At 70.2% G+C, this 26180-nt stretch carries 24 protein-coding genes, 3 pseudogenes and 2 riboswitches; of the genes and pseudogenes, 15 read left to right on the top strand and 12 right to left on the bottom strand.

Annotated features, from left to right (window positions below):
- Positions 1-456 precede the first annotated feature (456 nt).
- On the bottom strand, positions 457-1179 hold the full coding sequence (locus ACFYNP_RS16645; RefSeq protein WP_388786075.1) for an acyl-homoserine-lactone synthase: 723 nt from the start codon (positions 1177-1179) through the stop codon (positions 457-459).
- Between the two features lie 736 nt (positions 1180-1915).
- Here ACFYNP_RS16645 and ACFYNP_RS16640 point away from each other — a divergent pair.
- The gene (locus tag ACFYNP_RS16640) at positions 1916-2356 is read left to right on the top strand and encodes a hypothetical protein (RefSeq protein ID WP_388786074.1); all 441 of its coding nucleotides are present in this window, start codon (positions 1916-1918) and stop codon (positions 2354-2356) included.
- 190 nt (positions 2357-2546) lie between these two features.
- On the opposite strand, the gene ACFYNP_RS16635 is transcribed toward ACFYNP_RS16640, so the two are convergent.
- The gene (locus tag ACFYNP_RS16635; RefSeq protein WP_388409646.1) at positions 2547-2981 is read right to left on the bottom strand and encodes an Rrf2 family transcriptional regulator; all 435 of its coding nucleotides are present in this window, start codon (positions 2979-2981) and stop codon (positions 2547-2549) included.
- A gap of 127 nt (positions 2982-3108) precedes the next feature.
- Here ACFYNP_RS16635 and ACFYNP_RS16630 point away from each other — a divergent pair, with 127 nt between their 5' ends.
- Positions 3109-3864, top strand: coding sequence for an SDR family NAD(P)-dependent oxidoreductase (locus ACFYNP_RS16630; RefSeq protein WP_388786072.1), 756 nt, complete (start codon positions 3109-3111; stop codon positions 3862-3864).
- Here ACFYNP_RS16630 and ACFYNP_RS16625 read toward each other — a convergent pair.
- The 7 genes from ACFYNP_RS16625 to ACFYNP_RS16595 all read right to left on the bottom strand — a co-directional run bounded on the left by ACFYNP_RS16625 (position 3852) and on the right by ACFYNP_RS16595 (position 12969).
- On the bottom strand, positions 3852-4829 hold the full coding sequence (locus ACFYNP_RS16625) for a tyrosine-type recombinase/integrase (RefSeq protein ID WP_388786071.1): 978 nt from the start codon (positions 4827-4829) through the stop codon (positions 3852-3854). The genes ACFYNP_RS16630 and ACFYNP_RS16625 overlap by 13 nt on opposite strands.
- A gap of 216 nt (positions 4830-5045) precedes the next feature.
- Complete coding sequence (locus ACFYNP_RS16620) at positions 5046-5528, bottom strand: DUF4430 domain-containing protein (RefSeq protein ID WP_388786069.1); 483 nt, start codon at positions 5526-5528, stop codon at positions 5046-5048.
- Positions 5529-5606: 78 nt separating this feature from the next.
- Entirely contained in the window at positions 5607-6452 is an 846-nt protein-coding gene (locus tag ACFYNP_RS16615) for an ECF transporter S component (RefSeq protein WP_388409635.1), read from the bottom strand.
- The gene (locus ACFYNP_RS16610; protein WP_388786067.1) at positions 6449-8122 is read right to left on the bottom strand and encodes an ABC transporter ATP-binding protein; all 1674 of its coding nucleotides are present in this window, start codon (positions 8120-8122) and stop codon (positions 6449-6451) included. Before ACFYNP_RS16610 ends, ACFYNP_RS16615 begins: the two co-directional genes overlap by 4 nt.
- Positions 8119-9315 carry an energy-coupling factor transporter transmembrane component T gene (locus ACFYNP_RS16605; protein WP_388786065.1) on the bottom strand — a complete coding sequence of 399 codons (1197 nt, stop codon included), beginning with the start codon at positions 9313-9315 and terminating at the stop codon, positions 8119-8121. The genes ACFYNP_RS16610 and ACFYNP_RS16605 overlap by 4 nt, the downstream gene beginning before the upstream one ends.
- 4 nt (positions 9316-9319) lie before the next feature.
- On the bottom strand, positions 9320-10228 hold the full coding sequence (locus tag ACFYNP_RS16600; protein WP_388786063.1) for an LPXTG cell wall anchor domain-containing protein: 909 nt from the start codon (positions 10226-10228) through the stop codon (positions 9320-9322).
- Complete coding sequence (locus ACFYNP_RS16595) at positions 10225-12969, bottom strand: prenyltransferase/squalene oxidase repeat-containing protein (protein ID WP_388786061.1); 2745 nt, start codon at positions 12967-12969, stop codon at positions 10225-10227. Before ACFYNP_RS16595 ends, ACFYNP_RS16600 begins: the two co-directional genes overlap by 4 nt.
- A gap of 132 nt (positions 12970-13101) precedes the next feature.
- A riboswitch (cobalamin riboswitch) is annotated at positions 13102-13249 on the bottom strand.
- 22 nt (positions 13250-13271) lie between these two features.
- Positions 13272-13411: riboswitch (cobalamin riboswitch) on the top strand.
- 116 nt (positions 13412-13527) lie between these two features.
- Between ACFYNP_RS16595 and ACFYNP_RS16590 the strand changes: the two genes are divergently transcribed.
- Entirely contained in the window at positions 13528-14937 is a 1410-nt protein-coding gene (locus tag ACFYNP_RS16590; protein WP_388786060.1) for a hypothetical protein, read from the top strand.
- A 252-nt stretch (positions 14938-15189) separates the two neighbouring features.
- Entirely contained in the window at positions 15190-15999 is an 810-nt protein-coding gene (cobF, locus tag ACFYNP_RS16585) for a precorrin-6A synthase (deacetylating) (RefSeq protein WP_388786058.1), read from the top strand.
- A 906-nt stretch (positions 16000-16905) separates the two neighbouring features.
- Here cobF and ACFYNP_RS16580 read toward each other — a convergent pair.
- The gene (locus ACFYNP_RS16580; RefSeq protein ID WP_388409618.1) at positions 16906-17310 is read right to left on the bottom strand and encodes a DUF1003 domain-containing protein; all 405 of its coding nucleotides are present in this window, start codon (positions 17308-17310) and stop codon (positions 16906-16908) included.
- A gap of 322 nt (positions 17311-17632) precedes the next feature.
- On the opposite strand from ACFYNP_RS16580, the gene ACFYNP_RS16575 reads away from it, so the two are divergent.
- The 7 genes and pseudogenes from ACFYNP_RS16575 to ACFYNP_RS16545 all read left to right on the top strand — a co-directional run bounded on the left by ACFYNP_RS16575 (position 17633) and on the right by ACFYNP_RS16545 (position 21116).
- Positions 17633-17800: a hydrophobic protein gene (locus ACFYNP_RS16575; protein WP_388786057.1), complete on the top strand. Its 168-nt coding sequence runs from the start codon at positions 17633-17635 to the stop codon at positions 17798-17800.
- 87 nt (positions 17801-17887) lie between these two features.
- Positions 17888-18061, top strand: a complete 174-nt coding sequence (locus ACFYNP_RS16570) for a CsbD family protein (RefSeq protein WP_388409613.1) — start codon at positions 17888-17890, stop codon at positions 18059-18061.
- Between the two features lie 88 nt (positions 18062-18149).
- Positions 18150-18512, top strand: a complete 363-nt coding sequence (locus tag ACFYNP_RS16565; RefSeq protein WP_388786056.1) for a PRC-barrel domain-containing protein — start codon at positions 18150-18152, stop codon at positions 18510-18512.
- Positions 18513-18637: 125 nt separating this feature from the next.
- Entirely contained in the window at positions 18638-19258 is a 621-nt protein-coding gene (locus ACFYNP_RS16560; protein ID WP_388786054.1) for a hypothetical protein, read from the top strand.
- Positions 19258-19683 carry a hypothetical protein gene (locus ACFYNP_RS16555; RefSeq protein ID WP_388786052.1) on the top strand — a complete coding sequence of 142 codons (426 nt, stop codon included), beginning with the start codon at positions 19258-19260 and terminating at the stop codon, positions 19681-19683. Before ACFYNP_RS16560 ends, ACFYNP_RS16555 begins: the two co-directional genes overlap by 1 nt.
- A 299-nt stretch (positions 19684-19982) precedes the next feature.
- Positions 19983-20243: pseudogene (locus ACFYNP_RS16550) on the top strand (ribonuclease BN); the annotation flags it as partial.
- Positions 20244-20486: 243 nt separating this feature from the next.
- Positions 20487-21116: a hypothetical protein gene (locus ACFYNP_RS16545; RefSeq protein ID WP_388409602.1), complete on the top strand. Its 630-nt coding sequence runs from the start codon at positions 20487-20489 to the stop codon at positions 21114-21116.
- Positions 21117-21583: 467 nt separating this feature from the next.
- Here the strand turns inward: ACFYNP_RS16545 and ACFYNP_RS16540 are convergent, their stop codons facing one another.
- The gene (locus tag ACFYNP_RS16540) at positions 21584-22234 is read right to left on the bottom strand and encodes a GAF domain-containing protein (RefSeq protein ID WP_388409600.1); all 651 of its coding nucleotides are present in this window, start codon (positions 22232-22234) and stop codon (positions 21584-21586) included.
- Positions 22235-22664: 430 nt separating this feature from the next.
- Here ACFYNP_RS16540 and ACFYNP_RS16535 point away from each other — a divergent pair, with 430 nt between their 5' ends.
- The 4 genes and pseudogenes from ACFYNP_RS16535 to ACFYNP_RS16520 all read left to right on the top strand — a co-directional run bounded on the left by ACFYNP_RS16535 (position 22665) and on the right by ACFYNP_RS16520 (position 25091).
- A complete protein-coding gene (locus ACFYNP_RS16535; protein ID WP_388409597.1) occupies positions 22665-23393 on the top strand; it encodes an ANTAR domain-containing protein in 729 nt (242 codons plus the stop codon).
- Positions 23390-24133 carry an ANTAR domain-containing protein gene (locus ACFYNP_RS16530; RefSeq protein ID WP_388786050.1) on the top strand — a complete coding sequence of 248 codons (744 nt, stop codon included), beginning with the start codon at positions 23390-23392 and terminating at the stop codon, positions 24131-24133. The genes ACFYNP_RS16535 and ACFYNP_RS16530 overlap by 4 nt, the downstream gene beginning before the upstream one ends.
- 64 nt (positions 24134-24197) lie before the next feature.
- Positions 24198-24412, top strand: a pseudogene (locus tag ACFYNP_RS16525) (GDP-mannose pyrophosphatase); the annotation flags it as partial.
- A 379-nt stretch (positions 24413-24791) separates the two neighbouring features.
- Positions 24792-25091, top strand: a complete 300-nt coding sequence (locus tag ACFYNP_RS16520) for a hypothetical protein (RefSeq protein WP_388786048.1) — start codon at positions 24792-24794, stop codon at positions 25089-25091.
- A gap of 394 nt (positions 25092-25485) precedes the next feature.
- On the opposite strand, the pseudogene ACFYNP_RS16515 reads toward ACFYNP_RS16520, so the two are convergent.
- Positions 25486-26050, bottom strand: a pseudogene (locus tag ACFYNP_RS16515) (putative PEP-binding protein); the annotation flags it as partial.
- Between the last annotated feature and the right edge of the window lie 130 nt (positions 26051-26180).

Below are 26180 nucleotides of genomic sequence, written 5' to 3'. Positions count from 1 at the left end.
GGGATCCGGGGGCCTGGAGCCGGCGTACGGGGAGCGGGGCTGTTCCGACCGTCGGTCAGGGGGCCGAATGCCGGATGTCCACACCTCGGCGGAGCCAGGTGTGGAGTCGCGTGGCGCAGCTGCCGTCTGGTGGCGTCGGGTGCCAGGGAGTCGGCCGATGGTGGCCGTGCGAGCCACCCCCGACTGCGGCAACGCTCCTCGCAAGAAGGTGCTCCGCGATCTCGTCATCGCCATGGCCGAGGCGGACGGTGAGACCTGGGCGGGGCTGGTCGGCGAGGACGTGGAATGGAACCTCGTGGGCGAGACCGTACTTCGTGGCGTGCGTGCCGAGAGCCGCCACGGGTGGCCTGCCATACCTGCTCTTGAGCCGGCTTCGCAGAGGAACCGCTCCTCCGCCGTCTGCGCCGTCGCGGCGCTCATGATGCCGCAGCGAGGAGCGATGCCTGACCGGCGGTTTCAGTGGCTGAGTCGACTGACGGTGCCTTGCGAGGCAACCGGTTCGGCGAGCGCGACGAGGTCGGCGACGGCGAAGCTGTAGGCCGTGCACAGTACGGAGCCGATGTGGCAGGGCGATTCGCCGATGCGGGTGGTCGGTACGCCGCTGGCGTGAAACTTGGCTTCGATGGTGACTCCGGAGAGTCCTACGAACTGGTCGACTCCGTGGCCGGCCGCGTAGTCGCCGATCGCGGCCAGTAGCGCCCGGGGCACGGCCTGGAACCCCCGGGGGTTGAGGCGGGGTGCCGGACGGACCCGGGAGTCGATGGCGAACCTGCTGGCTTCCCAGATGTTCGGCGAGCACGGCGCGGGCCTGCCTTGCAGGGCTGAACGGAAGGCTGTCACGTCGCGGAGCATGTTCGGGCCGATGGTGGGCAGGACGCGCACGCAGCCCACCACGGCGTGGCTGGGGCGATGGACCGCGATGGCGTAAACGGGGTCGAGGTCGTCGAACTCGTCGCGTTCGAGGCCGTTGTTGACGTCAACGGCCCAGCCCAGCCGCCGGTGAAAGGTCTCGTAGCGCAGCCGGAACATGTCTTCCAGCAGCGTCGGTGAAAGGCCGGGTTCGCCGGCTCGCCCGGCCAGCACCGTACAGTCCTGTGCCGCGAATGAGGTCATCTGAAAGAGGCCCGCCTTCTCGTACAACGCCATGCGCATCGGCCGAACAAGTTGATCTTCAGGCATGGGGCGTCGTCAGCCGGGCTTCACGGTGGCCGGGTCGGCGAACATCACGCGAACGAGTGGTGCCGGACCAGATTCGCGCCACGAGCCGGTCCACCGGTGTTCCGGGGCACCGCGGCCGAAAGCCGCCCTGGCGCCGGCCTGGACGATTGCGTAGTTGGTCGCGTACGGCGATCGGACAGCCCCGGGCCGTGCCACATGCCGCCATCTCCTCCCGTGTGCGGTCGACAGGTGAGGCAGTGAGGCAGTTGCTCCCGAAGCGGTCGGCGGTAGGGGCGGGCGAGAGGCGCACGGGTTTGTTCTCGCCTCCGGGATTGCCGACCTGCGCCGGTCTTTTCGGCAACTGCCGCCGCACCAACACCCGCCTGCCTGTGCAGAGTTGACGTGAGGTCCAGGACCTCGGGCAGCCTCGCGCCGGCCCCCAACTCGGTCTCGGCCTCCGCCAAGAACGCTGTGGGCAGCAAGTCGGCGAGCTTCTTCTTGAGGTCGCCGGGCATGTCCTCCAGTTTGCGCCGGAACCGGTCGGCTGCGCGCCTGCGGTCCTCGGCGGTGGGGTGTGCCTGGAGGTCGAGCCACACACAGTGGTTGCCGATGTTCTGGTACTCGCCGACGGCGTGGCTGACGCTTGACGCCTGCCCGACCGCTGTCGGCCGTTGGGCGCCGAACGGGGCCGTGCCCGTCGTTGGCCGGCCCCGGGCCCTGGTACGCGGATGGTGCCCGGGCAGGCTAACTTGCACGGATGAGCCTTCTTGATGATGTGGCCGAGCGCGACGGCTGGCGATGCTGGGTGTGTGACGAACCGGTCGACCCCGACGAGTCGGTGAACGACCCGCGGGGGCCCAGTGTCGACAGCCGGACCGCCGACCGGAAAGCCAAGGTCGCCGAGCGGCTCGCGCACCGCGGGTGCAATAGCCGCAAAGGGGCGGTCAAGGTGGTCATCGCCTGGCCAGAGCGTCTGTATGTAGTCGAACCCGCGCCGCTGATCGCCGTTGCCGACAGGCTGGAGCGCAAGGGAGGCCGCGAGATCGTGGGCCGTTGCCCGACCAGGAACGACGCCCAAGCGGCGGCGGATTGGCTGGTGGACCGGTTCTCCCGACTGCTACCGGGGGTGCCGGTGACCGCCGGCATCGAGGCAGGCGGCGGTCAGTTCCTCGTCATCCTGGCCGCCGGCCGCCGCTGACCGAGGGCGATCCCTCAGCCGGAGAGATGCTGACGGCGGGGCGCAGTGGCCGACCTCGAATCGCCCTCTGGAAAAGGGTGTTGGACGCTTCTCTGATCTGAGCAGCTCGTCATGACGCGAGGCGTGGCCGGCGTCGTCGTCGGGTCACGGATTGGATGCCGTCGACCGCGGAGGGGGATCCGGGTACGGATCAGCGAGGTGCCGCGAGTACGTCCCGGAGTACGTGATCGAGCGTGACGCGGGCCAGCTCGTCTCTCAGACTCTCCTCGATGCCCTCGTAGATTCCCCGCATGGCCGGCTGGATGCCGTGACCCACTACGCATCCCTGGTCCGGAGTGGTGCGGTGCATCGCGAAGAGCGGGCCGGGTTCCACCGCCTCGTACACGTCGAGCAGTGTCATCGACCCCAGCTCGCGCGCCAGCGACCAGCCCGCGCCCGCACCCCGCCGAGACTCCACGAGCCCGGCCCTGCGCAGCTCGCCGAGCAGTCGTCTGATCACCACCGGGTTGGTGTTCGCGCTGGTCGCGATCTGCTCGGAGGTGGCGACCTCATGGCCCTGGCGCTGGTAGAGACCGATCCAGGCCAGCGCGTGGGCGGCCAGGGTCAGCCTGCTGTTGGCACTCATGCACCCCTCCTCTCGGCTGCAACTTTCCATGTTACGACAGCGCAGTCGTAACAGTTATGGTTGCAACAAGGAGTCGTAACGGTTAGCGTTACGACTGCTGGAAAGGCCAATCAACGAGGTGAGAAGAATGAGCAAGCCACTCACGGGCAAGGTCGCCCTGGTCACCGGGGGGTCGCGCGGACTGGGAGCCGCGACCGTGCGGCTGCTGGCCGAGCAGGGCGCCCGCGTCGCCTTCTCCTACGCCAGCTCCGAGCAGCAGGCGCAGGCCGTCGTGGACGACGTGCGTCTCAAGGGAGCGGAAGCCGTCGCCTTCAAGTCCAACCAGGCAGACACCACTCAGGCGCCGGCGCTGATCGACGACGTCGTCGCGCACTTCGGCGGCCTGGACGTCCTCGTCAACAACGCGGCGATCTCGGTGGAGCAGGGCCGCACGGTGGACGACCCGGACGCCGACACCGCCGCACTGGACCGGATGCACGCCACCAACTACCTCGGCGTGATCGCCGTCATCCGGGCCGCCTCCCGAGTGCTGCGCACCGGCGGCCGCATCATCACCGTGAGTTCCGGACTGGGTTCCCGGGTCGGAGCCCCCGGCCTTGCCGACTATGCGGCGACCAAGGCAGGCATCGAGAGGTACACCATGGGCGTCGCGCGTGACCTGGGGCCCCGGAACATCACGGCCAACGTCGTCGAAGCCGGACTGATGGAGGGCGGCATGCAGCCGCCGGACCCCGAGACCCTCAAGGCCCTGGTCAGCTCACTGTCCCTGCAACGCGTGGGTCACCCCGAGGAAATCGCCGCGGCGATCGCCTTTCTCGCGAGCCCCGCCGCGTCGTATGTCACGGGCGCGGTGCTGGACGCCCACGGCGGCTACAACGCCTGAACCCGAATCCCGGCCGCGTGCCCCGAAGCACATCCCGCCTTCGGGGCGTGACCGCCGAACAGGACGCCAGTTGGCCATGGCTGCTGGTCGGTGGCTCTCGGGGGTGGGCGCGGGATGTCCGGCGGCGCATCCATGGGGCAACCCAGGCGCTTACGGAGCCCTTTGAGGATTGCTTCCAGGGCGTCGGCCGACATCGGCCGGCCCCGAGTCGGTCCGCGCAGCACCACGAACAGCCGGTCGTGCTGGACCGGCGGTCGCTCGCGGGCCAGGTATGCGTCTACGGCGATGAAGAACTGCGTGGACATGGGCAGCAGACGCTGGCCGCCCCCTGCGGCCTCGCGTATGCGGACGCGGCCCTCGCCAGGAACGAGGTCGCCGAGGCGGAGCCCGAGAACCTCACGACGTCGCACTCTGCTCAGCAGCATGGCCATGACCATGGCGCGATCCCGGGCAGTGTTCAGCGCCGTGAGGATCGATTCGATCTGTCCCGGGGGAAGCGTGCCCACGGGGGAAGGCGATGTGCGCTTCTGTGGCCCTCCACGGGTACAGGCGTGGCGGGTGGCCAGTGACGGCACCGGGTTGTACTCGATGGCCGGATCGTCGCGAGCTGCGAGGAACTCGAACAGCTCTGACACGCTGGCCAGTTGACGCTCAATCGTGCGGATGGAGACGCCCCGGGCACCGCCTTCGAGAGGGGTGGCGGGCGAATGAGGTCGTGCGGCCATCTGCCCGGATATGGCCATCCGCCCGGATACGAAGGTGAAGACGTCGGAGGTGACGACGTCAACCGGGTCCTTGCGTACGGCCGAGAAGAACGCCTTCAGGTCATAGGCCCTGGCCAGCAGCGTGTGGGGGCGGCGGCGTACCGCCAGGCACCTCAGGTACTCGTCGATCAGGGGGTGCCCGAGCGAGAGCGCAGGACTGCCCGGGACGTGGCTGCGAACCAGCTTCGGTTGCCAGGACATATGAACTCCTCGGAGTGTCCGCTGTCCCTTCGCAGGGGGACCCTGCGGGTATGCGGGTCGTCCTCGTCGCGTCGATCGTGATGCGCTCGCTGGACTCCACGCGGGAGACCGGAGGTCCCCCGCGTCAGCACTGCGTGCTCGGTCACGGGCGATCGGGGACGGCCGCGCCCGAGGGTGGCTCGGCCGGAGGGGAAGCGCCTCGCCGAACCGGGCCTGCTAGAAGCCGGTCCAGGTGAAGGCGACCTTGTCGCCGGCCTTGAGGGCGAACTGGCAGCCGCCGACCGGGGTGGGGGTGCCGTTCACCGAGATGTTCCAGTAGGCCGACGTGCTGCCGCTCACGTTCTTGACCGTGTCGACGGAGAAGTCGTCGAAGGAGGCGTACCAGGTGCCGTCCCAGGCGAAGCCGCGCTGGTGGGCCGCGTCGTCGAGGGCGGCTGTCGGAGTGGGGACGGGCGCGGGGTTCTTGGCGCCGTTGGTGCCGTCGCACTTGTGGGTGCCGCCGGTCGCGGTGGTCACGTCGTGGCCCCTGGTTCTGACCTTGCCGTTGAAGAGCGTGCCGGTCGGCCCCTTGACCGTGACCGTCACGACGACGGGAGCGTTCGGGTTCGGTGCGGGGCAGGCGAAGGCCGGGGTCGCCGTCAGGGCGAGACCTATCGCGGCGGTGGACAGGACGGTTCGGCGCAGGACGGTCTGACGCATGGTGGAGCCTTTCTGAGCGGGAAGGGCCGCACGGCGTCCCTGCGCCGTGCGGGGCATGGGGGCGGCGCGGCCTCTCGGCTACACCTCGACGGGCGGTGCGTCCGCGCCGGTGCCGCGCTGGGGCGCGAAGGTGACGGGGGCCTGGAAGCGGGCCTTGCGGGCGGCGCGCCGGAAGACGGTGAGCACGGCCGGGCCCGCGAGGATGACGCACACGAAGTTGGTGACCGCGCGTCCCGTGTCCCAGCCGAGTGACGTGGCCAGGTCGAAGGCGAGGTAGCGGTGCCACTGCTCGGTGAAGGGCAGCCCCGGCAGGTACGCGATGGAGCTGTTGGGGTCGAGTGAGAACGGCCAGAACGACAGGTTGAGGAGGAACCCGAAGAGATAGCCGGACAGCGAGCCGTACACCGCCAGCAGCAGGATCTCCAGGCGTCCGGAGGCGCGCGGCAGGAAGCCCGCCAGCATCCCCACGAAAGCACAGCCGAACATCTGGTACGGCATCCACGGACCCACGCCGCCCGTGATGAGGGCGGAGGCGAACAGTGACGTACAGCCGAGCGTGAACCCGAAGCCGGGGCCGTAGACGCGGCCGGCGAGGACCAGGATGAAGAAGACCGTCTCGATGCCGGCCGTCCCCGCCCCCAGCGGGCGGATCGCCGCGTTGACGGCGGACAGTACGCCCAGCATGGCGAGCGCCTTGGAGTTGATGCCGCCCTCGGCGATCTCCGAGATCACCACGCACAGGACCAGGACGAGCAGCACACCGAAGATGAGCGGCGGTGCGTAACTGGAGCCGAACTTGCCGGGGGCTACCACGAACGGCCAGAAGAAGGCCACCACGCCCACGAACGCCGCCATCGCGATGATGACACCGGCCCGCGGGGTGATGCGTATCGCCGTGGTCCCAAGACGCGCATAGCCGCTCATGGGCGTCCGCCCTCGCCCGGTTCCGCCGCTCTCACTTGAGCCACTGTCAGGTAGTGCAGGGGGGAGAGGACTTTGGCCACTTGGGGTGCGAACACCGGTGAGGAGACGACGACGTCGGCGGCGGGCCCGTCGGCGACGATCTCCCCCTCGGCCATGACCACGACGCGGTCCGCGGTGCGGGCGACGAACTCGACGTCGTGGGTCGACACCACCACGGCACGGCCTTCGGACGCCAACTCGTCGCAGATTCGCGTCAGTTCGGCCTTCGCCCGATAGTCCAGGCCGCGGGTCGGCTCGTCCAGGAGGACGACGCCCGGTGCGGCGCGGAGCTGGATGGCCAGGACCAGGGCCAGCTTCTGTCCTTCGGAGAGGTCGCGGGGGTGTGCGCCGTCGTCGATGCCGGGCGCCAGGCGATCCAGGACGGTTCGTGCCGAGGGCCCGGCGCCGGCAGCGGACTCGGCGTCGGCCTGGTCGAGTTCCTGCTGGACGCTCTCCAGGTAGAGCAGATCGGTCGGAGTCTGGGGGACCAGGCCGACAAGCCGCCGGGCCTGGGCGGCCGACACCGATCCGGGGTCGCGGGCCGGTCGCTCGGGGGAGCTCTTGGGCGGCGGCCAGTGGCTCACCCGCACGGTCCCGCCCGTTCGCTGTCCCGAGCCCTGGAGTGCCCAGAGCAGCGAGGACTTGCCGGAGCCGTTGCGGCCCATGAGCGCCACCGTCTCGCCGCCCCGCAGTTCCAGGCCGACCTCGCGGACGGCAGGCAGAGCCTGGCCGCGGTAGCGGACGCTCACCGCTCGTGCGTCGAGCACGGGCGGGTGCTGTGCTGCGGTGATCGCAGGGCGGGCAGGCGGGACCGGTAGCGCGGCCAGCCGGGCGCGCAGGGGGGCGGCCGCGCGGCGGGCGTCACGTACCGACAGCGGCAGCGGCCGCCATCCGGCGTGCCGCCCCAGCTCGACGACCGGGGGCGCGATGGCGGTCGTGCGGAAAACGTCGGCGGGGGTGCCGGAGACGACGCGTCCGTCACCGGGCAGGTACAGGACCCGGTCCGCGTACTGGACCACCCGTTCCAGGCGGTGTTCGGCGAGCAGCACGGTGACGCCGAGGTCGTGCACGAGGCGGGTGATCGCGGCGAGGACCTCTTCGGCGGCGGTCGGGTCGAGTGCGGAGGTCGGTTCGTCGAGGACGAGGACCCGGGGATGCGCGGTGAGGACGGAGCCGATGGCGACGCGCTGCTGCTGGCCGCCCGAGAGCTCGTGCAGGGCGCGGTGGCGCAGATCGGCCAGGCCGAGCAGATCGAGGGTCTCCTCGACGCGCTTGCGCATCGTCTCGGGTGGAACCGCCAACTGTTCCATCGCGTAGGCGAGTTCCTCTTCCACGGTGTCGGTCACGAAGCCGTCGAGCGGGTCCTGGCCCACGACACCGACCACGTCGGCCAGCTCCCGGGGCGGGTGGTGCGCGGTGTCGCGGCCGTCCACCGTCACGGAGCCGAAGAGGGTGCCGCCGGTGAAGTGCGGGACCAGCCCGTTCACCGCGCCGAGAAGGGTCGACTTGCCGACGCCGGTGTGGCCGACGACCAGACAGAGTTCGCCCTCCTCCACGGTGAGGTCGATGTCGCGCAGCACCGGCTCGGCGGCCTCGTCGTACTGGACGGTGACATGGTCGAAGGTGATCACGTGGCGGTGGCTTTCTCGGAGGGCCGCGCGGGCGCGCCCGGCGTCGGCCGCGCCCCGGTGACAGGGAGGGGCGGAGGGGCGAGGAACCCGGCGGCGCCCGCGAGCAGAATGGCGGCGGCCGGGACCATGGGCAGGGTGGGCCAGCTCAACGGGTAGATGGACGGGTTGAGTTCGGCCGCGTTGAACCCGACATCGGTGAAGAGCAGGACCGCGGACAGCACACCGCAGCCCGCCACGGCCCACTCCTCGAAGCGCCACGGATCGGGGCGGTACGAGGTGCGGGTGACACGCCGGCCGCCGAGCCTCAGTCCCGCTGCGCACAGGAGTGCGCCGGTCGCCATCGAGGGCAGGCCGAGCAGCTTGGGCGCGGTGGCGTCGAGGAGCCCGTACGCCCCCGAGCACAGCCCGCACATGCCGAACAGGAGCAGGGCGCCGGTCAGCCGGCGCGAGCCCTTCGTCGCCCGCCCGGCCCGGCCGTATCCGCGCGAGTCCATGGCCGCGGCGAGCCGCAGCGAGCGCTCCAGGGCGTCTTCGAGGACGGGGACGACGATGCCGCGCAGCGCTCGCAGTCCCTTGGTGCGGCCCGCGCGGAGCCGACGGGCGCGGTGCACCCGCTGGACGCTCTGGACCAGTTGAGGGGCCACGCTGATCGACACGGTGACCGCGACTCCGAGCTCGTAGAGGGCGCCGGGCAGCACGCGCAGCGCGCGCTTCGGGTTGGCCAGGGTGTTGGCGGCGCCGATGCAGCACAGCATGCAGGCCAGGCGCAGCCCGTCCACGGCCGCCGAGAGCAGGGCCTCCAGCGAGACGGGGCCGCCGAGTTGGATGCCCGCGTACCAGGCGGGGGTCGGGATGTGGGGGAGCGAGAAGAGGAAGTGGTCGTGCGGGGTGATGCCGGTGGCGAACAGCGCGCGGAAGATCACGCGGATCGCGACGACCGAGAGGGCCAGGTACAGGTAGTACTTGAAGCCGCGTGCCCAGGGTGCCTCGGTGCGGCGCATGGTGATCACGTAGCCGAGGACGGCGAGGACCAGGACCAGCAGCAGCGGGTTGTTGGTGCGGCTGACGGCGGTGGCCAGGGCCAGCGCCCAGACCCACCAGGCCATGGGGTGCAGCGTGCGGGGCAGGCGGCGCTCGTCCGAGCCGGGGAGGGCGACGGACGCGGACGAGCGGGGGACGGCGGCAGGAGGCACGCGGCTACTCCGACCGTCTGCGACGCCTGGCCGCGTACGCGCCGGCGCCGCCGATCAGGACGACCAGACCAGCGGTGATGGCGACCGGCGCGAACGATCCCGTGTCGTGGGCGGCTTCCCCGGCCGGTGCGGCATCAACAACCTTCGAGCCGCCCGTAGGGGTGGCCGCCGGGCTCGGTGGGGCGCCGGCCGAGGCGGAGGGAGACGGTGATGCCGAAGCGGACGGTGTCGCGCTCGACGGGCTGCTCGACGGTGTGCTGGACGTGACGGGCGGATGTTCGGGGGCCGGTCCGGTGTCGGTGCCGGGCGGGAGCGCGGGTGCCTTCTTCGTGGCGTCCGGCGCCTGTGGGGCACCTCCGGTGGGCTCCGCGTTGTGGGCGCGCAGTTGGTCCGGTGTGACCGAGGGCCGTCCCTCGGTGCCCTCGACATTGGTGCCGCCGAAGATCCACAGGTCGACGCTGCCCGGCTTCGGCTGGTAGAGCATTGCGCCGAGCTGGCTGTACTCCCAGGTGCTCGCGCCGGGGTCCGCGTGCCAGTACGACCAGTAGGCGGAGGCGGGCGGGGTGAGGACGCAGTCCTCCTGCGAGGGCGGCGGGAACTGCTTGCCGCCCTGGTAACCGCTGTAGCCGATGCGGCAGATGAACGCCGGGCCGTCGTGGCCGGTGCCCGTGGTGCGCCAGCCGCCCTGGTTGAGGAGCTCGTAGCCGGTGGTCGGGGTCGTGCCGCAGGAGCGGTAGACCGGGCCGCCCCACTTGCTGAAGTCGACGGCGAGGACCGCCCCCGAGGAGGTGGTGCACTGGCCCGTGGGCTGCGGCGCGGCGGCGGCCGGGCCGGCGCCGGCGGTCAGCGTGCCGACGGCGAGTGCCAGAGCACCAGCCGCTTGGGAGAGTGCCCGGAACGTACGGGTGATCATCGCTGCGCTCCCTCGGTGCTGCGACGGCGGGCTACGACGACCGTGCGCCAGCCTGCGAGGCACAGGAGGGCTGCGGCGAGACCAAGTCCGGTCAGCTGAACGCCGGTTGAGGCGAGACTGCCGCCACCTGCCGCCGTGCCTGCGGCGTTTCCACCGGGAGTGACGATCTCGGGTGTGGTGCCACCGGTGGGCGCGGTCGAGGGCTGAGGCTTGGTTCCGCTCAGGTCTCGCGCCAGCGTCCCGAAGGAGGTCCCGACGGCACCGCCGAGTGCCTGCGTGGAGGCGCGGACGTCCGAGCCGGGCTGGCCGTCGGCGGCGACGTTGAAGCCGCCGTCGCCGTTCTGCTGGCCGGCCAGGAACGTGCGGGCCTTCTTGATCTGCTCCCCGTACTTCGCCGCGTCCAGGGACAGGCCCTGGATGGCGAGCGCCGCGGAGTTGACCGAGTCGCCCGACGCGCCCTTGAAGCCGCCGTCCGACAACTGCTTGGTGGCGATCCAGGCCAGTGCCTTGGTGACGGCGGCCTTCGACTTGTCGTCCTTGACCAGGTCGAGCGCCATGGCGGCCATCGCGGTCGAGTCGACCTCGGAGTCGCCGGTGGCGGGGATCAGGCTCGGCCAGGCTCCCGTGTCGGTGTGCTGAAGGCTCTCCAGATAGGCCACCGGAGCGGCGGCCGCGTCCTTCTGGCCCGCCCTGAGCTGGGCGATCACACCGAGGGACTGCGAGAACACCGAAGGAGCGGAGCGGTAGGCGCCCTTGGCCGGGCAGCTGCGGTCGGTACCCGTGCTCGGCGCGGTGCACACGGCCCCGCCGAGGGCCGCGATGAGGTCGTGGCCCGCGAACTTCCTGGGGTCGCGGCCGACCGCCTGCGCCAGGACGGCGACCTTGCCCAGAGACCCGCCCGCCGCGTGCGAACTGCCCACGCCGGTCCAGTCGTTGACGGTGCGCGCGGGCGTGGAGCCGTCCTCGCCCCGGTTGTCGAGGAAGTCGACGAGGCCGCGGAGCGAGGCGTTGTCGTTGCCGGTCGCCGCCAGTGCGTAGGCCGCGTCGATGGTCAGGCCGAAGTCGGCGAAGCCGGTGCCGGCCACGGTCTCGTAGTAGTGGCCCTGCTTCAGCCGGGAGCGGTCGGTGAGGAAGGCGGCGCCCTTGGCGAGGTCGGGCCCCTCGCCCGCGGCCCATGGCGGGGTCGGTCCGGTGCTGGGCGGAGTGCTGGGGTTCTTGGTCGGGGTGCCGGTGGGCGGGATCGTCGGCGGCACGGTGGGCGGGACGGTCCGCTTCGTGGTCAGGGTCGCCAGATCGGTCCGCGCGCCGGCGATGACGGCGCCCCAGGTCGGGAAGATCTCGGGATCCGTGGCGCCTTCGTCGAAGCCGAAGCCGCCGGCCTTGGTCTGCTGGCGTGCGAGCCAGGAGACCGCGGCGTCGGCGCGGGCGGTGTCTCCGAGCAGGCGCAGCGCCTGTGCCGCTTCCCCGGTCGCGGTGACGTCGCCCGCGGTGACGCCCGGGTAGGCGCCGAAGGCACCGGTGGCCAACTGGGCGCCGCGCAGGTTCGTGCGCGCCCTGGCCACCGCGTCGTCGTGGCCGCCCGCGCGCTCAAGGACGATCGTGGCGTACGGGGTGGTGGCCGGGTCGCTGGAGGAGCAGGTCTCACCGGCGCGCAGCAGGGTGGGGCTGAAGCCTCCGTCCCGGCACTGGTGGGCGGCCACCCGCGCGAGGGCGTCGGCCGGCACCGGCCCGCCCGCACGCTGGAGTGCGAGGACCGCGAGGGCCTGGGTGGCCACGTCGCCCACCGCCGGGAAGTCGCCCTTGCCGACGCAGTCGGGCAGGGCTTCGGCGGTGCACGTGCTCTTGGTGAGGTCACCGAGCAGGTCGTGGCCGCCGAAGGCGTGCGGGTCGCCCTCGGTGCTCTCGGCGAGCAGGGCGAGCAGCGCCGCACCGGTGGGGCTGGGCGCGTTGCCGATGCCGTTCGGATAGGCGAACTCGGCGCTGTGCGCGGCGAGATAGGCCGTCATGCGGGTCAGGGTGTCGCTCTTGCCGCCCGCCGCTGCGAGGGCGAGCGCGGTACGTGCGGTCTGGTACAGGTTGGCCGAACCGCTGCCCTCGTCGTAGATGTGGTCGCCGTCGTGGAGCAACCCCTTGAGCCAGGTGCCCGCGGCGGTGAGGTTGACCTCCGCCGGTTCCACGACCGGTGGGTGGTCGCCCGGATCGGTCTGGCCCTGGGCGCGGACCTGGGCGGGGGTGAAGGCGGGGCCGCCGCTGGTGCCGTTGGGGTCGGTGGGACCGAACACCCAGGCTTCCACGGAGCCGTCCTTGGGGTGCTGGCTCATGGCGCCGAGTGGGCTGTACGTCCAGTAGTCCTGGCCGGGCGGTGCGAGCCAGTACGACCAGTAGGCGGTGGCCGGAGGCGTCAGCTTGCACGCCTCCTGGTCCGAAGTCGGGTACTGCGTACCGGAGTTGAACTGGGAGGTCCCGAGGCGGCAGATGAACGCGGGGCCGTCGTGCTCGGTGCCGGTGGTCGTGAAGCCGGCCTCGTGCAGCAAGTCGTACCCGGTGGTGGGGGTGGCGTCGCAGCCCCGCACGACGCCGCCGCCCCAGTGGCCGAAGTCGACGGCGACGACGGCGCCCTTGGTGGGCGAGCAGTCACCCAGCGGATCCGCTGCCGCGGGCGTCGCGCCGGAGAGGAGGAAGACCCCGCCGCCGATCACCACGCCCACCGAGCACAGCAGGGAAATGAATCGTGCGCCCATGCCTCGCGCCGGCCCGCTCGACTGCCCCACCAGTACCCCCTGCGTCACCCGCAACGGAGCTCTGTATGGGAGGAGGGACCCCATCGCCGCTGGAACGGGGGCCTTCCGCGCCACACCGTAGTCCGCGACGGCGTCTGTAGCTTGGATCAGCCCAGGTAATCCGGCTCATCCGGCGGGTACATGAGGCACCAGCCGAATCCACGGTTGCGGGTCAGCGCCGGATTCCGACCGGCTTCCCCTGGGAACTGACAATAGAATCGGGCGGATTAGAGCACGACTGAACCCGGACCGTCAAGAAGTGGGCAGGTGCGGCCAGTTCGGGTAGCGTCCGGTGCTGCCGCATGGGGGAATCTGGTGCGAATCCAGAGCTGACGCGCAACGGTATGGACCGGCCGGGGGGCCGGGGCGAGCCCGAAGACCCACACGGCAGTTACGTCAAGGAAGTCGAACCACGCGTTTGGACGACGACCTGCTGCCGTTCACCGAGGGGCCTCCTCACCGGAAGGCCGGCGTCCGGGCGGCACCGGTCGGCGTCCCCTTCCCCTGGGAGCACCCGACATGACCTCGAACCGCGCCTCTCGCCGCGCCCTCCTGACAGCGGCCTCTTCGCTGAGCGCTCTTGCCCTGGCGGCCGTTCCCGCCTTCGCCACCTCCTCGCCCGCCCAGATAGCCACGGCGAAGACCAACGGCGTGAGTTACCTCAGATCGCTCCAGGCGGCGGACGGCTCCTACGCCGGCGCCGGACTCTCCAACGAGTGGGCGTTCTCCGCCTTCGCCGCGACCGGCACCGCGTCCGTCGACGTCACCCCGGGCGGCGACCCCACCAAGAACGCCCGTACCGTCTACCGCAACCTCCTCGCCACGACCGCGTGGCCGAGCACTTCGCCGGTGGTGACCGACTACGAGCGCGGCATCATCAACGCCTACTCGGCCGGCATCGACCCGGCCCGCGTCGCGGCCGGCCGCAATCTGCTCGCCGACACCTACGCCTACTGGCAGAACTCCGCCCCCGGCTACTGGGGCGCCCCGTCCAACTTCAACGGCACGGTGTTCGCGCTGATCTCGCTCGGCGGCGCGAAGACGCAGACGGGCGTCCAGCGCATCCCGCAGCCGCTCCTGGACAAGTCCGTCGCCACCGTGCGGGCCAACCAGCACAACGACGGCGGCTGGAACTTCAGCAAGGCCGAGGGCGACCCGTCCGCACTCGCCGCGGGCAGTGACATCGACATGACCGGCGCCGCCATGGCCTCCCTGTGCGTCTCCGGCGTCCCGGCCACCGACCCCGCCATCACCAAGGCCAAGGGCTTCCTGAAGTCGAAGCTCGTCAACACCTCCGGCGCCTTCGACGCCATGTTCGGCGCCAACACCGACTCCAACGGCTGGGCCGTCTCCGGCCTCAACGCCTGCGGCATCAACCCCCAGACCGGCGACTTCCTCACCAAGGCGGGCAAAACCCCGGTCGACTTCCTGATCGCCCAGCAGTTCAAGCCCGGCGGCGGCTTCAAGTACGTGCCCAGCGACACCGCGCCGTCCGCGTACGCGTCCATCGACGGGCTGCGCGCGGTCGCCGGCGGCGGCTTCATGGCCGCCCCTCCGGCCCCCACCACGGCGGGCGCCCCGCAGTGGGTGGCCACCTCCGGCTTCACCCCGGGAACGACCGCCAAGCTCGCCCTGACCGTGGACACCGGCAGCTCGCTGAAGGTCTGCTCGGTCGCGCTCACTCCGACCGCGTCGACCACCACGCTCGGCGCGGTCCTGGACGCGGCGACCACGGCGGCCACCCCCGCGGGGTGCGTCACCTCGGTCACACCCGGCAGCGGAAACGGAACGATCACGGCGGTCAACGGGACGGCCAACAGCGGCAGTTCCACCTGGAAGGCCGGCGTCGACGGCGCGTCGGCGGTCGCCGCCAACCGCGACACGGTGATCAACCTGGGCGACACGATCTCGCTGCGCTACGGCAGCTGACATCGCCTGAGGACGATCCCCAGGCGGTCCGAGCGCTCGGGACCGGCCACGCCACCGAGATGTGCCGTCGGCCGGGTCGACGATGATGGACCCGGACTGCACTTCATGACCAAGAGCTATTCGCAGGTGCCGACCGAGATTCGCCGGAACCTCGGCCTGCTGGCCTGACCCCTTGCCCCTGGCCGGCGGATGACGACGTCACACCCACATGCGAGCGCCTGACGCGCCCGCACACCTGAGAAACTGGGCTTCATGAGCACGGAGCAGCGCCGGATTCTGGTCATCGGCATCGGAGCGGGGGACCCGGACCATTTGACCCTTGGCGCGGTCAAGGCGATCGGCCGGGCCGATGTGTTCTTCATCGTGGGCAAGGGGCCGGACAAGGCCTCGTTGACGGACTTGCGCCACCGGATGATCGAGGAACATGCCCAGGGCCCCTACCGAGTGGTGGAGGTGGAGGATCCCAGCCGCGAGCGCCGCTCGATGGACCGGGGCGAGTACTCCGCCGCGGTCCATGACTGGCGCGAACGGCGTGGGGAGCTGTTCGAGCGGCTGATGCGCGCGGAGATGACGGAGGGGGAGACCGGGGCGTTCCTGGTCTGGGGGGATCCGTCCCTGTACGACAGCACGCTGGGGATCCTCGCCGACATCGAGGCCCGCTCCTCGATCCGTCCGCAGGTGGAGGTGTTCCCGGGCATCACGAGCGTCTCGACGCTGGCCGCCCGGCACCGCATCCCGCTGAACCAGGTCGGCCGTCCGGTGCACATCACTCCAGCTCGGCGGCTGTCCGAAGTGGCGCAGAACGACGACGGGGACATCGTCGTCATGCTGGACGCGCACGAGTCGTTCACTCAGGTCGAGGGCGACGACGTGTGGATCTACTGGGGCGCCTACCTCGGCACCCCGGACGAACTGCTCGTCGCGGGTCCCGTACGTGAAGTCGGCGATGACATCAGGCAGTTGAAGGCCCAAGCACGCGAACGGCACGGCTGGATCATGGACACCTACCTCCTGCGCCTCACGGGGACGCAGTCGTCCGAGGAGGCGGGCGGCCGGCCCTAGGGGTGGCGTGCGTCTGTCCAGGGGCCGTCCCACACAGCCGGACCGCAGGAGCGCCGAGCCGTGGACACGCCACACCGTCGAGGCACGCCCACCTCTCTGCTCATGCCGTGCGGCTTCAGCGCCGACCGCAACCCTGGGTGACCTGGAGGTGCTCGCATCACTGCCCGGCTGGAGAGCCCTGCCGGCGGTGCGCGCGGGGCGAGTCGGGGCTTTGGTCCGTGACTGGTCCGGACGTGCTGGTCAGGCAAGGGCGGGCAGCGGGAGGACATGGGGGAGCGGGGCGTGAACCGCTCAAGGCTCCAAGGCGGTTGAGCGGAAGGCGTCTGACGGGCACAAGACCGCGTCAGGCGCCCCTTCTTGTGCCCTAGAAGTCTTGTGCCCTAGAAGAAGCCCAGCTCCCCCGAGCTCCCGGGCGGAGTGAGTCGCGGTCTTCTTCCAGTCGCGAGCGTCCGGCGATGGTGTCGCGAGAGACGTCGAGAAGGATCCGCTGGTTACTGAAGGTGTGGGCCCGCATGCGGGCGAGTGCTTCCTCGACGCTGCCCCGTCCAGCATCTGCCGCGGCCCCGGTCGCCTCGTGGACCAGGGGCGGGTATCCGGAGGGGCGGTCTCAGGGGACGCCTGGTCCTAGGCGATGCGGGCGGGATGGGCGTCCACAGCGAGCAGCGCCAGGACGCGGGAGTGCGCCCCCAGCCGGGCACGGTCCGTCGCGCTGAGGGCGGTGAAGTGGTGCAGTGGACATCCATATCTTCCGCAGGCGGGCGACGGCATGTGCGGCTTGCCCCGGATGAACGCATGAGGTCCGGCGGGCCAGGTGGCGGCGTGACACGTGGAGCAAGCTGGGTCGTGCCCGAGCCGGGGAGGCGTCGGACAGCGCCCGCAAGGACTGGAAGCGGTGCGGCGACGGTGCTATTGCTCCTCGGGGGTGGTCAGAAGACGGCGGTGCAGTTCTGCGGTCATCGTGTGGATTGCTCGGGTCAGCTCGGTGTTGGTCTTGAGTTCCAGCTCCTGTTCGACGAAGTCGTGGTCGGCCTTGGCCTGTTGGAACTCTGCTTGCCGGTTCTGGCCGATCATGACGAATGTCGACAGGAAGATCGCTTCGAGGGACACGACGAGCGTCAGTGTGGGCCACGGGTTGGTCTCCACGAACAACATCCAGAGCGCGAAGCCGACCGCGTGCAGGTAGACGAACGTCATGGAACCGGCGAACTTGGTGATCGCGTCGGCGATACGCAACTGGACGTTGCCGGCCCGGCCGGCCCGGTGTGCGACGACGACGGGATGATGCCGCCTCGCCGTGTCAGGACTGCTCATTCTCGTCCGCCCACTTCCGTCGATCGGCACGTAATCGTGCTGGTTCGCTGCATGCTGCCAGACAGGCGGGACACCGGCTCATTCCAGCCGCCATCGCCGCCCGGGCTCTGCCCCCAGCCGCTCGATAGCGCTTCCCTGCCGCCAGTTCTCCAGCATGGCCAAGCCATAGGTAGGCATTGACAAGGAGTGCGCACGGCCATTGACTGACAGGTGGGCGCTGGGCCATGACGCTCCGGGATTTCCGGGACGCGACCTCCCGCCACTCGCTTCGCCGGGACCCCGCGGAACGCAGAGTGCACTCCTGCGGACCGGAGGTTCGGCCATGTCTCTCTGGATCGTTCCGATCGTGCTGGTCCTGGCGCTGTTCGGGTTCGGCTTCACCCTGCACCTCTTGTGGTGCCTGGCCGCAGTGCTGCTGGCTCTGTGGGGCATCGGCCCTTTCATGCACGGCCGTATGGGATCGCGACGATCCGCCGGAAGCCGCCTATAACCACCGCCCGGCCGCCCTCTTTGGGGGCGGACCGGCCGCGCCGGGAGGCTCCTCCCGGTGTCTCATCGAACGGGAAGAGGAATCGTCATGGGCCTCGCCGACAGACTCAGGAACAGTGCCCAGTCCTTCCGAGGCCGGGTGAAGGAAGGCACTGGCCGTGCCGTCGGCAACAGGCATCTCAAGCGCGGAGGCCGTCGTGAACAGGCCGGTGGTGACCTCAAGCAAGCCGGCGAGAAGACCAAGGACGCCTCCCGGCGCTGAACAGGTGCGCACAGCGAACTTCCGTGCGGCCGAGGGGAACCAGGCACCTCTCCCTTCCCGCTCACTCTCGATGAGAAGGAGTACTTCCGTGGACGAGAACGTGTGGGGCTACCGGCCGGTGGCCGCCCACCGGACGGGCATGGACCTGACCGGATACAAGGTCGAGGCGAGTGACGGCAGCATCGGCAAGGTCGACAAGCACTCGGAGGAGGTCGGCGCCGCGTACATCGTGGTCGACACCGGAGCGTGGATCTTCGGCAAGGAGGTCCTCCTGCCGGCCGGGGTCGTGGTACGCGTCGACCCCGAGGAGAAGAAGATCTACGTCGACCGCACCAAGGACCAGATCAAGGGCGCCCCGGAGTTCAACAAGGAGAAGCACCTCGGCAACCCGGACTACCACCAGGAAGTGGGCAGCTACTACGGCCGCCCGCGCCCGCCCCAGATGATGTGAGCCGGCCCCGGCCTCCCCGCCGGAACCAGGACCGGGTGCCGGATGCCCGACCGGCCGGCACCCGGCGTCCTGCCTCCGGTCCGTCCGTCCGGACCGCCCCCGTCCAGGCAGTAGAGAGGCATGTCATGTTGATGTTCGTGCTCGTGATGGTGGCAGTGGTCGTCGTGATCGTGGCGGCCGTCCTCGTCATCGGTATCGGGCAACGCGGTGGACGGGGGCTGAAGAAGCGCTTCGGCCCCGAGTACGGCCATGTCGTCGAGCGGCACAACGGCGACACCAAGGCGGCCGAAGCGGAGCTCGGCGAGCGAGTGCAGCGGCACGGCTCCCTGGAGGAACGGACACTGTCACCCGAGGCGCGCGAGGGGTACTGCGCCCAATGGGACCGTATCCAGGCACAGTTCGTCGAATCGCCGGACAAGGCCGTCGCCGAGGCCGACATGCTGCTGTCACGGCTGGCCGAGGACCGGGGCTTCCCGCCGGGCGACGAATTCGAGAATCAGATGGCCGCGCTCTCCGTCCACCACAGCGATCACGTCCGCGGCTACCGCGACCTGCACACCACGGCCCAAGGCCACGGCAGCACCGAAGAGATGCGCGAGGCCATGACCCAGGCCCGCGGCCTCGTCACCGCACTGACCACTGAGCAACCCGCCCCCTCGGGCCGGCACCGCTCGCACCACCACGACGGCCGCGACCCGGAACGACAGGCCCCCGGTGGGCACCATACGAAGGGAAGCACCACCTGATGATGTACGACGCCGAACGCGCACGGCAGCCCGCGGCCCCCCGCCCGGAGCCTCCCAGGCGGCACACTCCGCAAGCTCCGGAACCCGGCCCCGCCACGGACCCGCGCGCACCTTTCACCGGCTCCGACGGCCTGCCCCGCACCGCGGGCTTCGAGCAGCAGCTGCTCCCGGCCGGTGAACGGGACAAGCTGTCCGTCCGACTCCAGCAGGCCGTCAACAACTTCATCGACAGCCCCCGCCACGCCGTGGAGGAGGCCGACGGCACCTTCGACGAGATCGTCAGCCGTCTGAACGGCGCACTCGGGGAACGCCAACGCGCCCTCCGCGCGAACTGGCAGAGCCCGGACACCCAGGCCGAAACGGAGGACCTGCGCGTCGCCCTGCAGGAGTACCGGGAGATCACCGAACAGCTGCTCCAGATGTAGATGCCGGCGACCGTGTCTCCAGTAGCACCCTCTGATGGGGGTGTCCGTCGTCCTGTCGGAGTGCGGGAGCCATGTACGTTCAGCAAGGTGGGCAGCCGTGGCGCTCTGGACCACTGTGGTGTGGCGGACGTCATCCAGCGAGCGCGTCTCCAGTTGGTCGACGTCGGGCAGCACTGCCATGTCAACTTGTGAGTGACGCCCGCGGCTTCGGTGGTCGGCGCTGAGGGCACGGCGCTTCCCGACGGAATGCGGCACGAGCTCGGCCGTGCTGTACGCACGCTCCACGTCGGGGAGCGGCGCTGACTACCGTGCTGTTCTCCTGGTGGTCCCAGCGGGTACTGCGCAGCGGCCGGATCGCCTGGCGAGCCATGTTGCCCGCCGCGGTGGGACTGTACGGGCTCCGGGTCTTCTCGCGACTCGACTTCTCACCGCTGATCGCCTCCAGCGCCGTCACCTACGGCCCCGTCGGCACCGTCCTGGTCATCCAGTCGTGGCTGGCCGGTGCGGGCGTCGTCGTCCTCGGCGGAGCCCTGGTAGGCCGGCTCCTGGACGAGGAACTCCCGCATGTGGCGATCGGGCACTCAACTCGCATACCAATGGCTGGAGTTCGAGTGATGCCGGGTAGGCGTGACGCGCTTCGCGAAGACCGGGTGGCGGCCGCACTTACAAGCCAGAATATGGATAATGCAGCTATTTAAGGACATTTAATCACCAACTGCCGCATGGGGTGGACAATTCCAACCTAGGGTGGGTTCTTGTCAGTTGGAGATTTTCTCCGACTGCACCATCGAAAGGCGTACCTCATGCGCTTCACGCGCACCACCGTCATTCCCCAAACCCTGCTGGTCGCCGCAATCGCTGTGGTCGGCCTCGCCGCCACCCCTTCCCTCGCTTCCGCAACGGCTCAGGCCGGTGCGGGCAGCGCCCGGGCCCACGTCGTCAGTGTCGACGCGCTGGGTCTTCCCGGTGGTAACGGTGCCAACGGCGTGGGGAGCAACGGCGGGATCGGAGGCCTGGGTGGCACCGGTGGCGCGGCCGGCGCGAATGGCAACGGGGGTGTTGGAGGTTCCGGCGGCAACGGCGACGGAAGCGCGAGCACCGGCGGGGCCGGGGGTGCGGGAGGTGCTGGCGGCGCCAACGGCAATGGCGGGAGCGGTGGCACCGGCGGCGCGGCCTCTCTCGGCGGCACCGGAGGCAAGGGCGGTGTGGGCGGAGTCGGTGACGCCGGCACCGGCATCACCGGTGGCAGCGGCGGCAGCGGCGGTGCCTCCACGACCGGCGGTGGCCATAAGGGTGGTACCGGTGGCGCAGGCGGCGCGGCCAGCCCGCTGTGTCCCGGCAAGCCCGGCGGCAACGGCACCGCCGCCACGTTCGGCACGGACGGAACGACTGGAGTCACCGGCGCTGCCGGCCACACCACTCTGCCCTGCTGACAAGATCGCCAGGTGAGCCGCACGGCCCGTTCTCCCGCTCCTTCCGGGGAGGGAGAACGGGCCTCTCGCCGCGCTGGAAGTACGGCCCGGGGGAAACGTCGGCCGCACGCGGCGCATTTGGTCGAACCAGCTGTGGGCCGAACGGCTCGGCACCCCGGATCAACCGGCGTAGATCCGGGAAATGATGCGAGTACGGACCGTTTCGGCCGGTCGACGACGGTTGATTACTACCGGGACATCGCTGTGGGCACGGCCCTCCCCAGGTAAAGCCGTCACCGGTCTCTGTCCTGACGTAGGCCGTGTGGCCCGTGTGTCGGCCGAGGCTCAGTCGCACTCAACAGGGATTGCAGCGCCGCGACGTCTACGTCGGCGATGTACGTGCCGTCGCGGGCCGTCGCCTAGCGCCCGCCGAAGGAGGCCGGAGCGGCTTTGACCGTCGATCCGGCTATGGGCCACGCGCTCTTCGGTCAAGGTGTGTCACGGTCTTCTTCGAGTCGCAGGCGTCCGTCGAGGATGTCGCGGGCGATGTCGAGGAGGAGCCGCTGATTGCTGAAGGCGTGCGCGCGCATACGGGCGAGTGCTTCTTCGACGCTGACCTGGCTGGCTTCGGCGGCGGCTCCGGCTGCTTGGTGGACCAGGGGCGGGTATCCGATGGGGGCGGTCTCGGGGGCCGCCTGGTCCCAGCCGATGAGGGCGGGGTGGGCGTCCAGGGCGAGCAGTGCCAGGACGCGGGAGTACGCCTCCAGACGGGCACGCTCCGCTGTGGTGAGGGGGCTGGGAGTGGTGCGGTAGATGTCCATGGCGCCGATGGGAATGTCGTTGCCGACCAGCAGGGGCACCGCTGTCACGCTGCGAATGCCCAGTCCCTCGGCGGTCCTGACGAAGAGGGGCCATTGTTCGGCGGCAGGGTGCAGGTCCGTCTCCACCAGGCGGCGGCGCAGGTAGGCCTCGGTGCAGGGGCCTTGTCCGGCGACGAGCTGAGCGTCTTCCAGCTGGTAGCTGCGGGGGTCTGTGGCGTAAGCCACGGTTCTGATCTCGCCGCGGGCGATGAGGGAGACGCCGAGCCCGTCGGCGCCGATGTCCTCCCGACACGCGGTGCATCCGGCAGGCAGGGACACCGGGCCCCCCGCAGTGCTGGCTGTCTGTAGAACGCGACTCCAGACCGTCGTGTTCTCCCGTGCGTCCATCGTGGAACTCTCCTGTGCCTGCCTGGAGCGCGGTCAGGCCACGAACTCGCTCACATGCCATCAGCGTAGTCCGGTAGGAAGACACGGAAGTTTTTTGGACGCCAGCACAATCGCAAGTCCACGCGAGATCGAACTCCGTAGGGCAACCTCGTACGCAACGGTGCTGAACAGGCTCCAGCGCGGGACGCTGCGGCAGCCGGCTCCGGCGGTTCCGTCTCCTGTCCTTCGCCGCCACCATCGCCGCTCGGCAGGGGAAGGGGCACGGCCGAGCGGACGCCGTCGACGGGACACCAACAGCGTGGATAGGGTGACAAGTGAGCTGGCGGGCAAGTGGCCCACGACTCCGGCAGGGTGGACCCCATTGATCAGCGACGGCATGGCCCATGTGCTCCGGTCGCTGCGTCACGGCGACAGCGGCGCAGTCGCAGTCGCCTGCGTGCGAGCCCTGGAAGTCGATGGTGTCGCGGTGTCGCTGCTGGCCGGGGAGACCCAGGCGGTGGAGCCGCTCTGGCGTTCACCGGGCATGGCCGCACACTTCGAGGAGTTGCAGTTCACTCTCGGTGTGGGACCGGGCCCTGATGCAGCCCTTACCGGTGCCGTCGTGCTGGCACCCGATCTGAACCGGGTGCGCCACGACCGCTGGCCCGGCCTGCCGGCCGAGGCACGGAAGATCGGCGTGGGCGGAGCCTGCTGCTTTCCTCTGGGGCTCGGCGCGATCCGGCTGGGCGTGCTGAGCCTCGTGACCTCCAGGCCGAGTTCCACCATGCCGGAGCAGCGCTACACCGACGCCCTGGCCCTGGGCGCCGCGCTGACCGGGATGCTCTTGGAGGGTGATGAGAGTGGGCGAGGGCTTCCCGACACGGTCATGGAGCCGCCGGGGGAGCTGCACCGGGCGGTGGTGCACCAGGCGACCGGCATGGTCAGCGTCCAGCTGGAGGTCTCCCTCGCGGAGGCCCTGCTACGGCTGCGGGCGTTCGCCTACAGCCGCGATCTGCCGCTCGACGACGTAGCCGGGGACGTTGTGGCCAGACGGCTGCGGTTCAACGACGATATGGACGGGCCGCAGTCGCGCGGCGGTCGAAAGGGATGATCGGCATGATCCGCGAACAACGTCTGGCGGAGATCTTCATGGAGGTCGCCGACTCCTTGACGGACGACTTCGATGTGCTGGACCTGCTCCAGCGCCTGTCGACCCGGTGCGTCGAGCTCCTCGACGTGTCGGCCGCGGGAATCCTGCTCGCCGACCCGCTCGGGCAACTCCATGTCGTGGCCGCCTCCGACGAGCACGCCCGGCTCCTGGAGCTGTTCGCGCTCCAGCACGACCAGGGCCCGTGCGTGGAGTGCTACCGCAGCGGCAATGCCAGGACCAACATCGACCTCACCAGCCCCAGCGCGAAGGCGAGTTGGCCCGGGTTCGCCACTCGGGCGCGCGATACCGGGTACGTGGCCACGCACGCGATCCCGCTGCGGCTGCGCGACCGCAATATCGGGGCGCTCAACCTCTTCCAGAAGACCTCCCACCGGCTCGGCGACAGCGACATCGCGCTGGCCAAGGCCCTGGCGGGCGTCGCCACGATCACGATCCTCCAGCAGCGCACCCTGGAGCGGTCCCACATCGAGAGGACCCAGCTCCAGACCGCGCTCAACAGCCGCATCCTGGTGGAACAGGTCAAGGGCATTCTCGCGGAACGCTGGGGTACCTCCCCCGACCAGGCCTTCTTCGCCTTCCGCAGCTATGCCCGCAGCCATCACCTGCGGCTGGCCGACTTCGCCGCGTCGATCATCAACGGCGCCTTCGACACCTCCACCATCCCCGCGCCCGAAAGCTGACTCCGCGAGACCGCTGGATCAGCCGCTCGGCACACGAGCAGACGGCATCTGAGCGACATCGCTTTCCCAGTGGCGCGAGACGGACGACCGCGGCAACGCCGCGGTCGTCCTGCGGTACGACGCTGAGCGCGGACGCGTACTGCTCACTCGCCAGTTCCGCTACCCGGCCTACGTCAACTTCTACGCAGCCCCGTACGCCCGGCCGACCGCACCGGCAACGGCGGCGGTCTGGGGGAGGACAGCGAGGACATCGAAGTGCTCGAACTGCCATGCCTGGAACGCGGACGCAGCCACCACGAAGCGGCGGCGCTTGGAGGTTCATCAGCCCCGCCCTCTCCACGACGCGCCGTCGGTGAGCCGTGAAGGAGAGGGCAGCCGTCAGTGACCTGCTCGGTCGCGCCGAGCGGGCCCCAGCCCCTTGCTCTCACCATCGACTTGCTCTAACCATCGACGCGACACCTCGGCCGGTCCCGCACCCGTCAGCACATCGGGTGTGCCGACTCCGGCGCGCCGAAGCGGGTTCGTATCGCTCCTCTGGGCCTCGAACGGGTGAGGATGATCGGTTCCCGTGGAAGGCAGGTATGGATGCGGGCTCTTCGTGCAACGAATGGAGGTGGTCGGCCCGTGCCTGGTGGGGCGTGCGAGAGAGGTGCAGCGTATGCAGATCCGAAGAGTGGCCCTCGCCGTCCTCATGAGTGCTGTGGCGTTCGGCACGACCGTCGGCACCGTAGCCGCGGCAGCCCCCGCCTCCGCCGGGCTCAGGGCTACCAGCTGCGGTGAGGCCGTCCGCAACACCCGGGCCGATCTGCAGAGGGCAGGCGCCTCGACCAGTGCGACCGACTGGCAGAGAGTGCGCAACGCCGCGCAGGACTTCCTCAACCGGCACCCTTGGAACGGCCCGGGCACTCAGGCTCTCCGGGGAGACGTCAACGACCTGAACCGGCTGTGCGCTCTGTAGGGCCCCCGCCTTCCATCGCGGCGGCAGGTCAGTCGCCCGCTGCCCCGGACACCTCGGTGGCAACGTCGTCGAGTCGACCGGTCAGGTGTCTGGTCTGCGGCCGCCCAACAGGACCTCCATTGACGGGACTTCCCTGTATCGCCTTCTCGCCGCGGTCACCCTCATCACCGCGACGCTGTAGCCGCAGCCCCTGCCGGCCCGTGCGACCGCTTCCCGCGCGACTCCTATGCCTATGCCGACTGCGAGGCCCGGAACCACTGGTCCTGAGCAGGCGCGCCGACCTTCTGCACCCTTGAGTATTCGGAATCAAGGCGGCCACCGAGGTTCGACATGGTCGGCTATCGGGAGACGCAGCGGGACTTCTGTCGTGCGCGGGTGGTCCCACGGAGGCCCCCCCGAAGGAGAAGAAGTCGGCGAACTGTGCGATGCGGCCCGCGGTCAAAGCCGCACGCGGCAGCTCGATCATCGTGCCGATCGGGCACCCGGACCGCCTGCCTCGTCTCGTTGGCCACCTGGGCCAGCACCCGCCCGGCCTCGGCCCGTACGAGGCGTTCCTCGACGGCGCCGACGAGCGGGAACGCGGACGGCGAGTTCCGTGCGGCCGGGGAGGAATTCGTGGAGAGGCGGATCCAGCAGGTGGATGGTCACCGGCAGTCCGTCCATCACGGCCAGGATCGCGGTGAAGTCCGATCGCTGCGGTGGCAGCAGGGCCGCCAGCGCCTCCTCGTGTGCCGATTGCCCATCTCATCGGCCAGGATCATCGCCTCGACCAGTGCTTTGCGTTCGCCGAGGATCATGTGCTCCGTGGGGCACAACCCGATGCCCTGCGCGCCGAAGCGGCGGGCCCGGGCCGCGTACTCCGGGGTGTCGGCGTTGGCGCGTACTTCCAGGCGGCGGACCACGTCGGCGTGGGACAGCGCGCGCAGCACGGTTTCGGAAAGCGGCCCCGTCCATTGGCCGGACTTGAGTGCCCGGCCGACATCGGAGGCCGCGAGACTGTGGACCCGGGCGGGACGGGGAGGCCCAGGCGGGTCAGTTCGGCGAGGTTCGCGCCTTTGCCGCCGAGCAGGTCGGCCATCTCCCGGTTGC

Origin of the sequence: Streptomyces sp. NPDC006691 (genome assembly GCF_042869955.1) — a bacterium.
Classification (GTDB): Bacteria; Actinomycetota; Actinomycetes; order Streptomycetales; family Streptomycetaceae; genus Streptomyces.
Note: the sequence above shows the minus strand (reverse complement) of the source record. Positions and strands in the feature narration are given on the sequence as shown.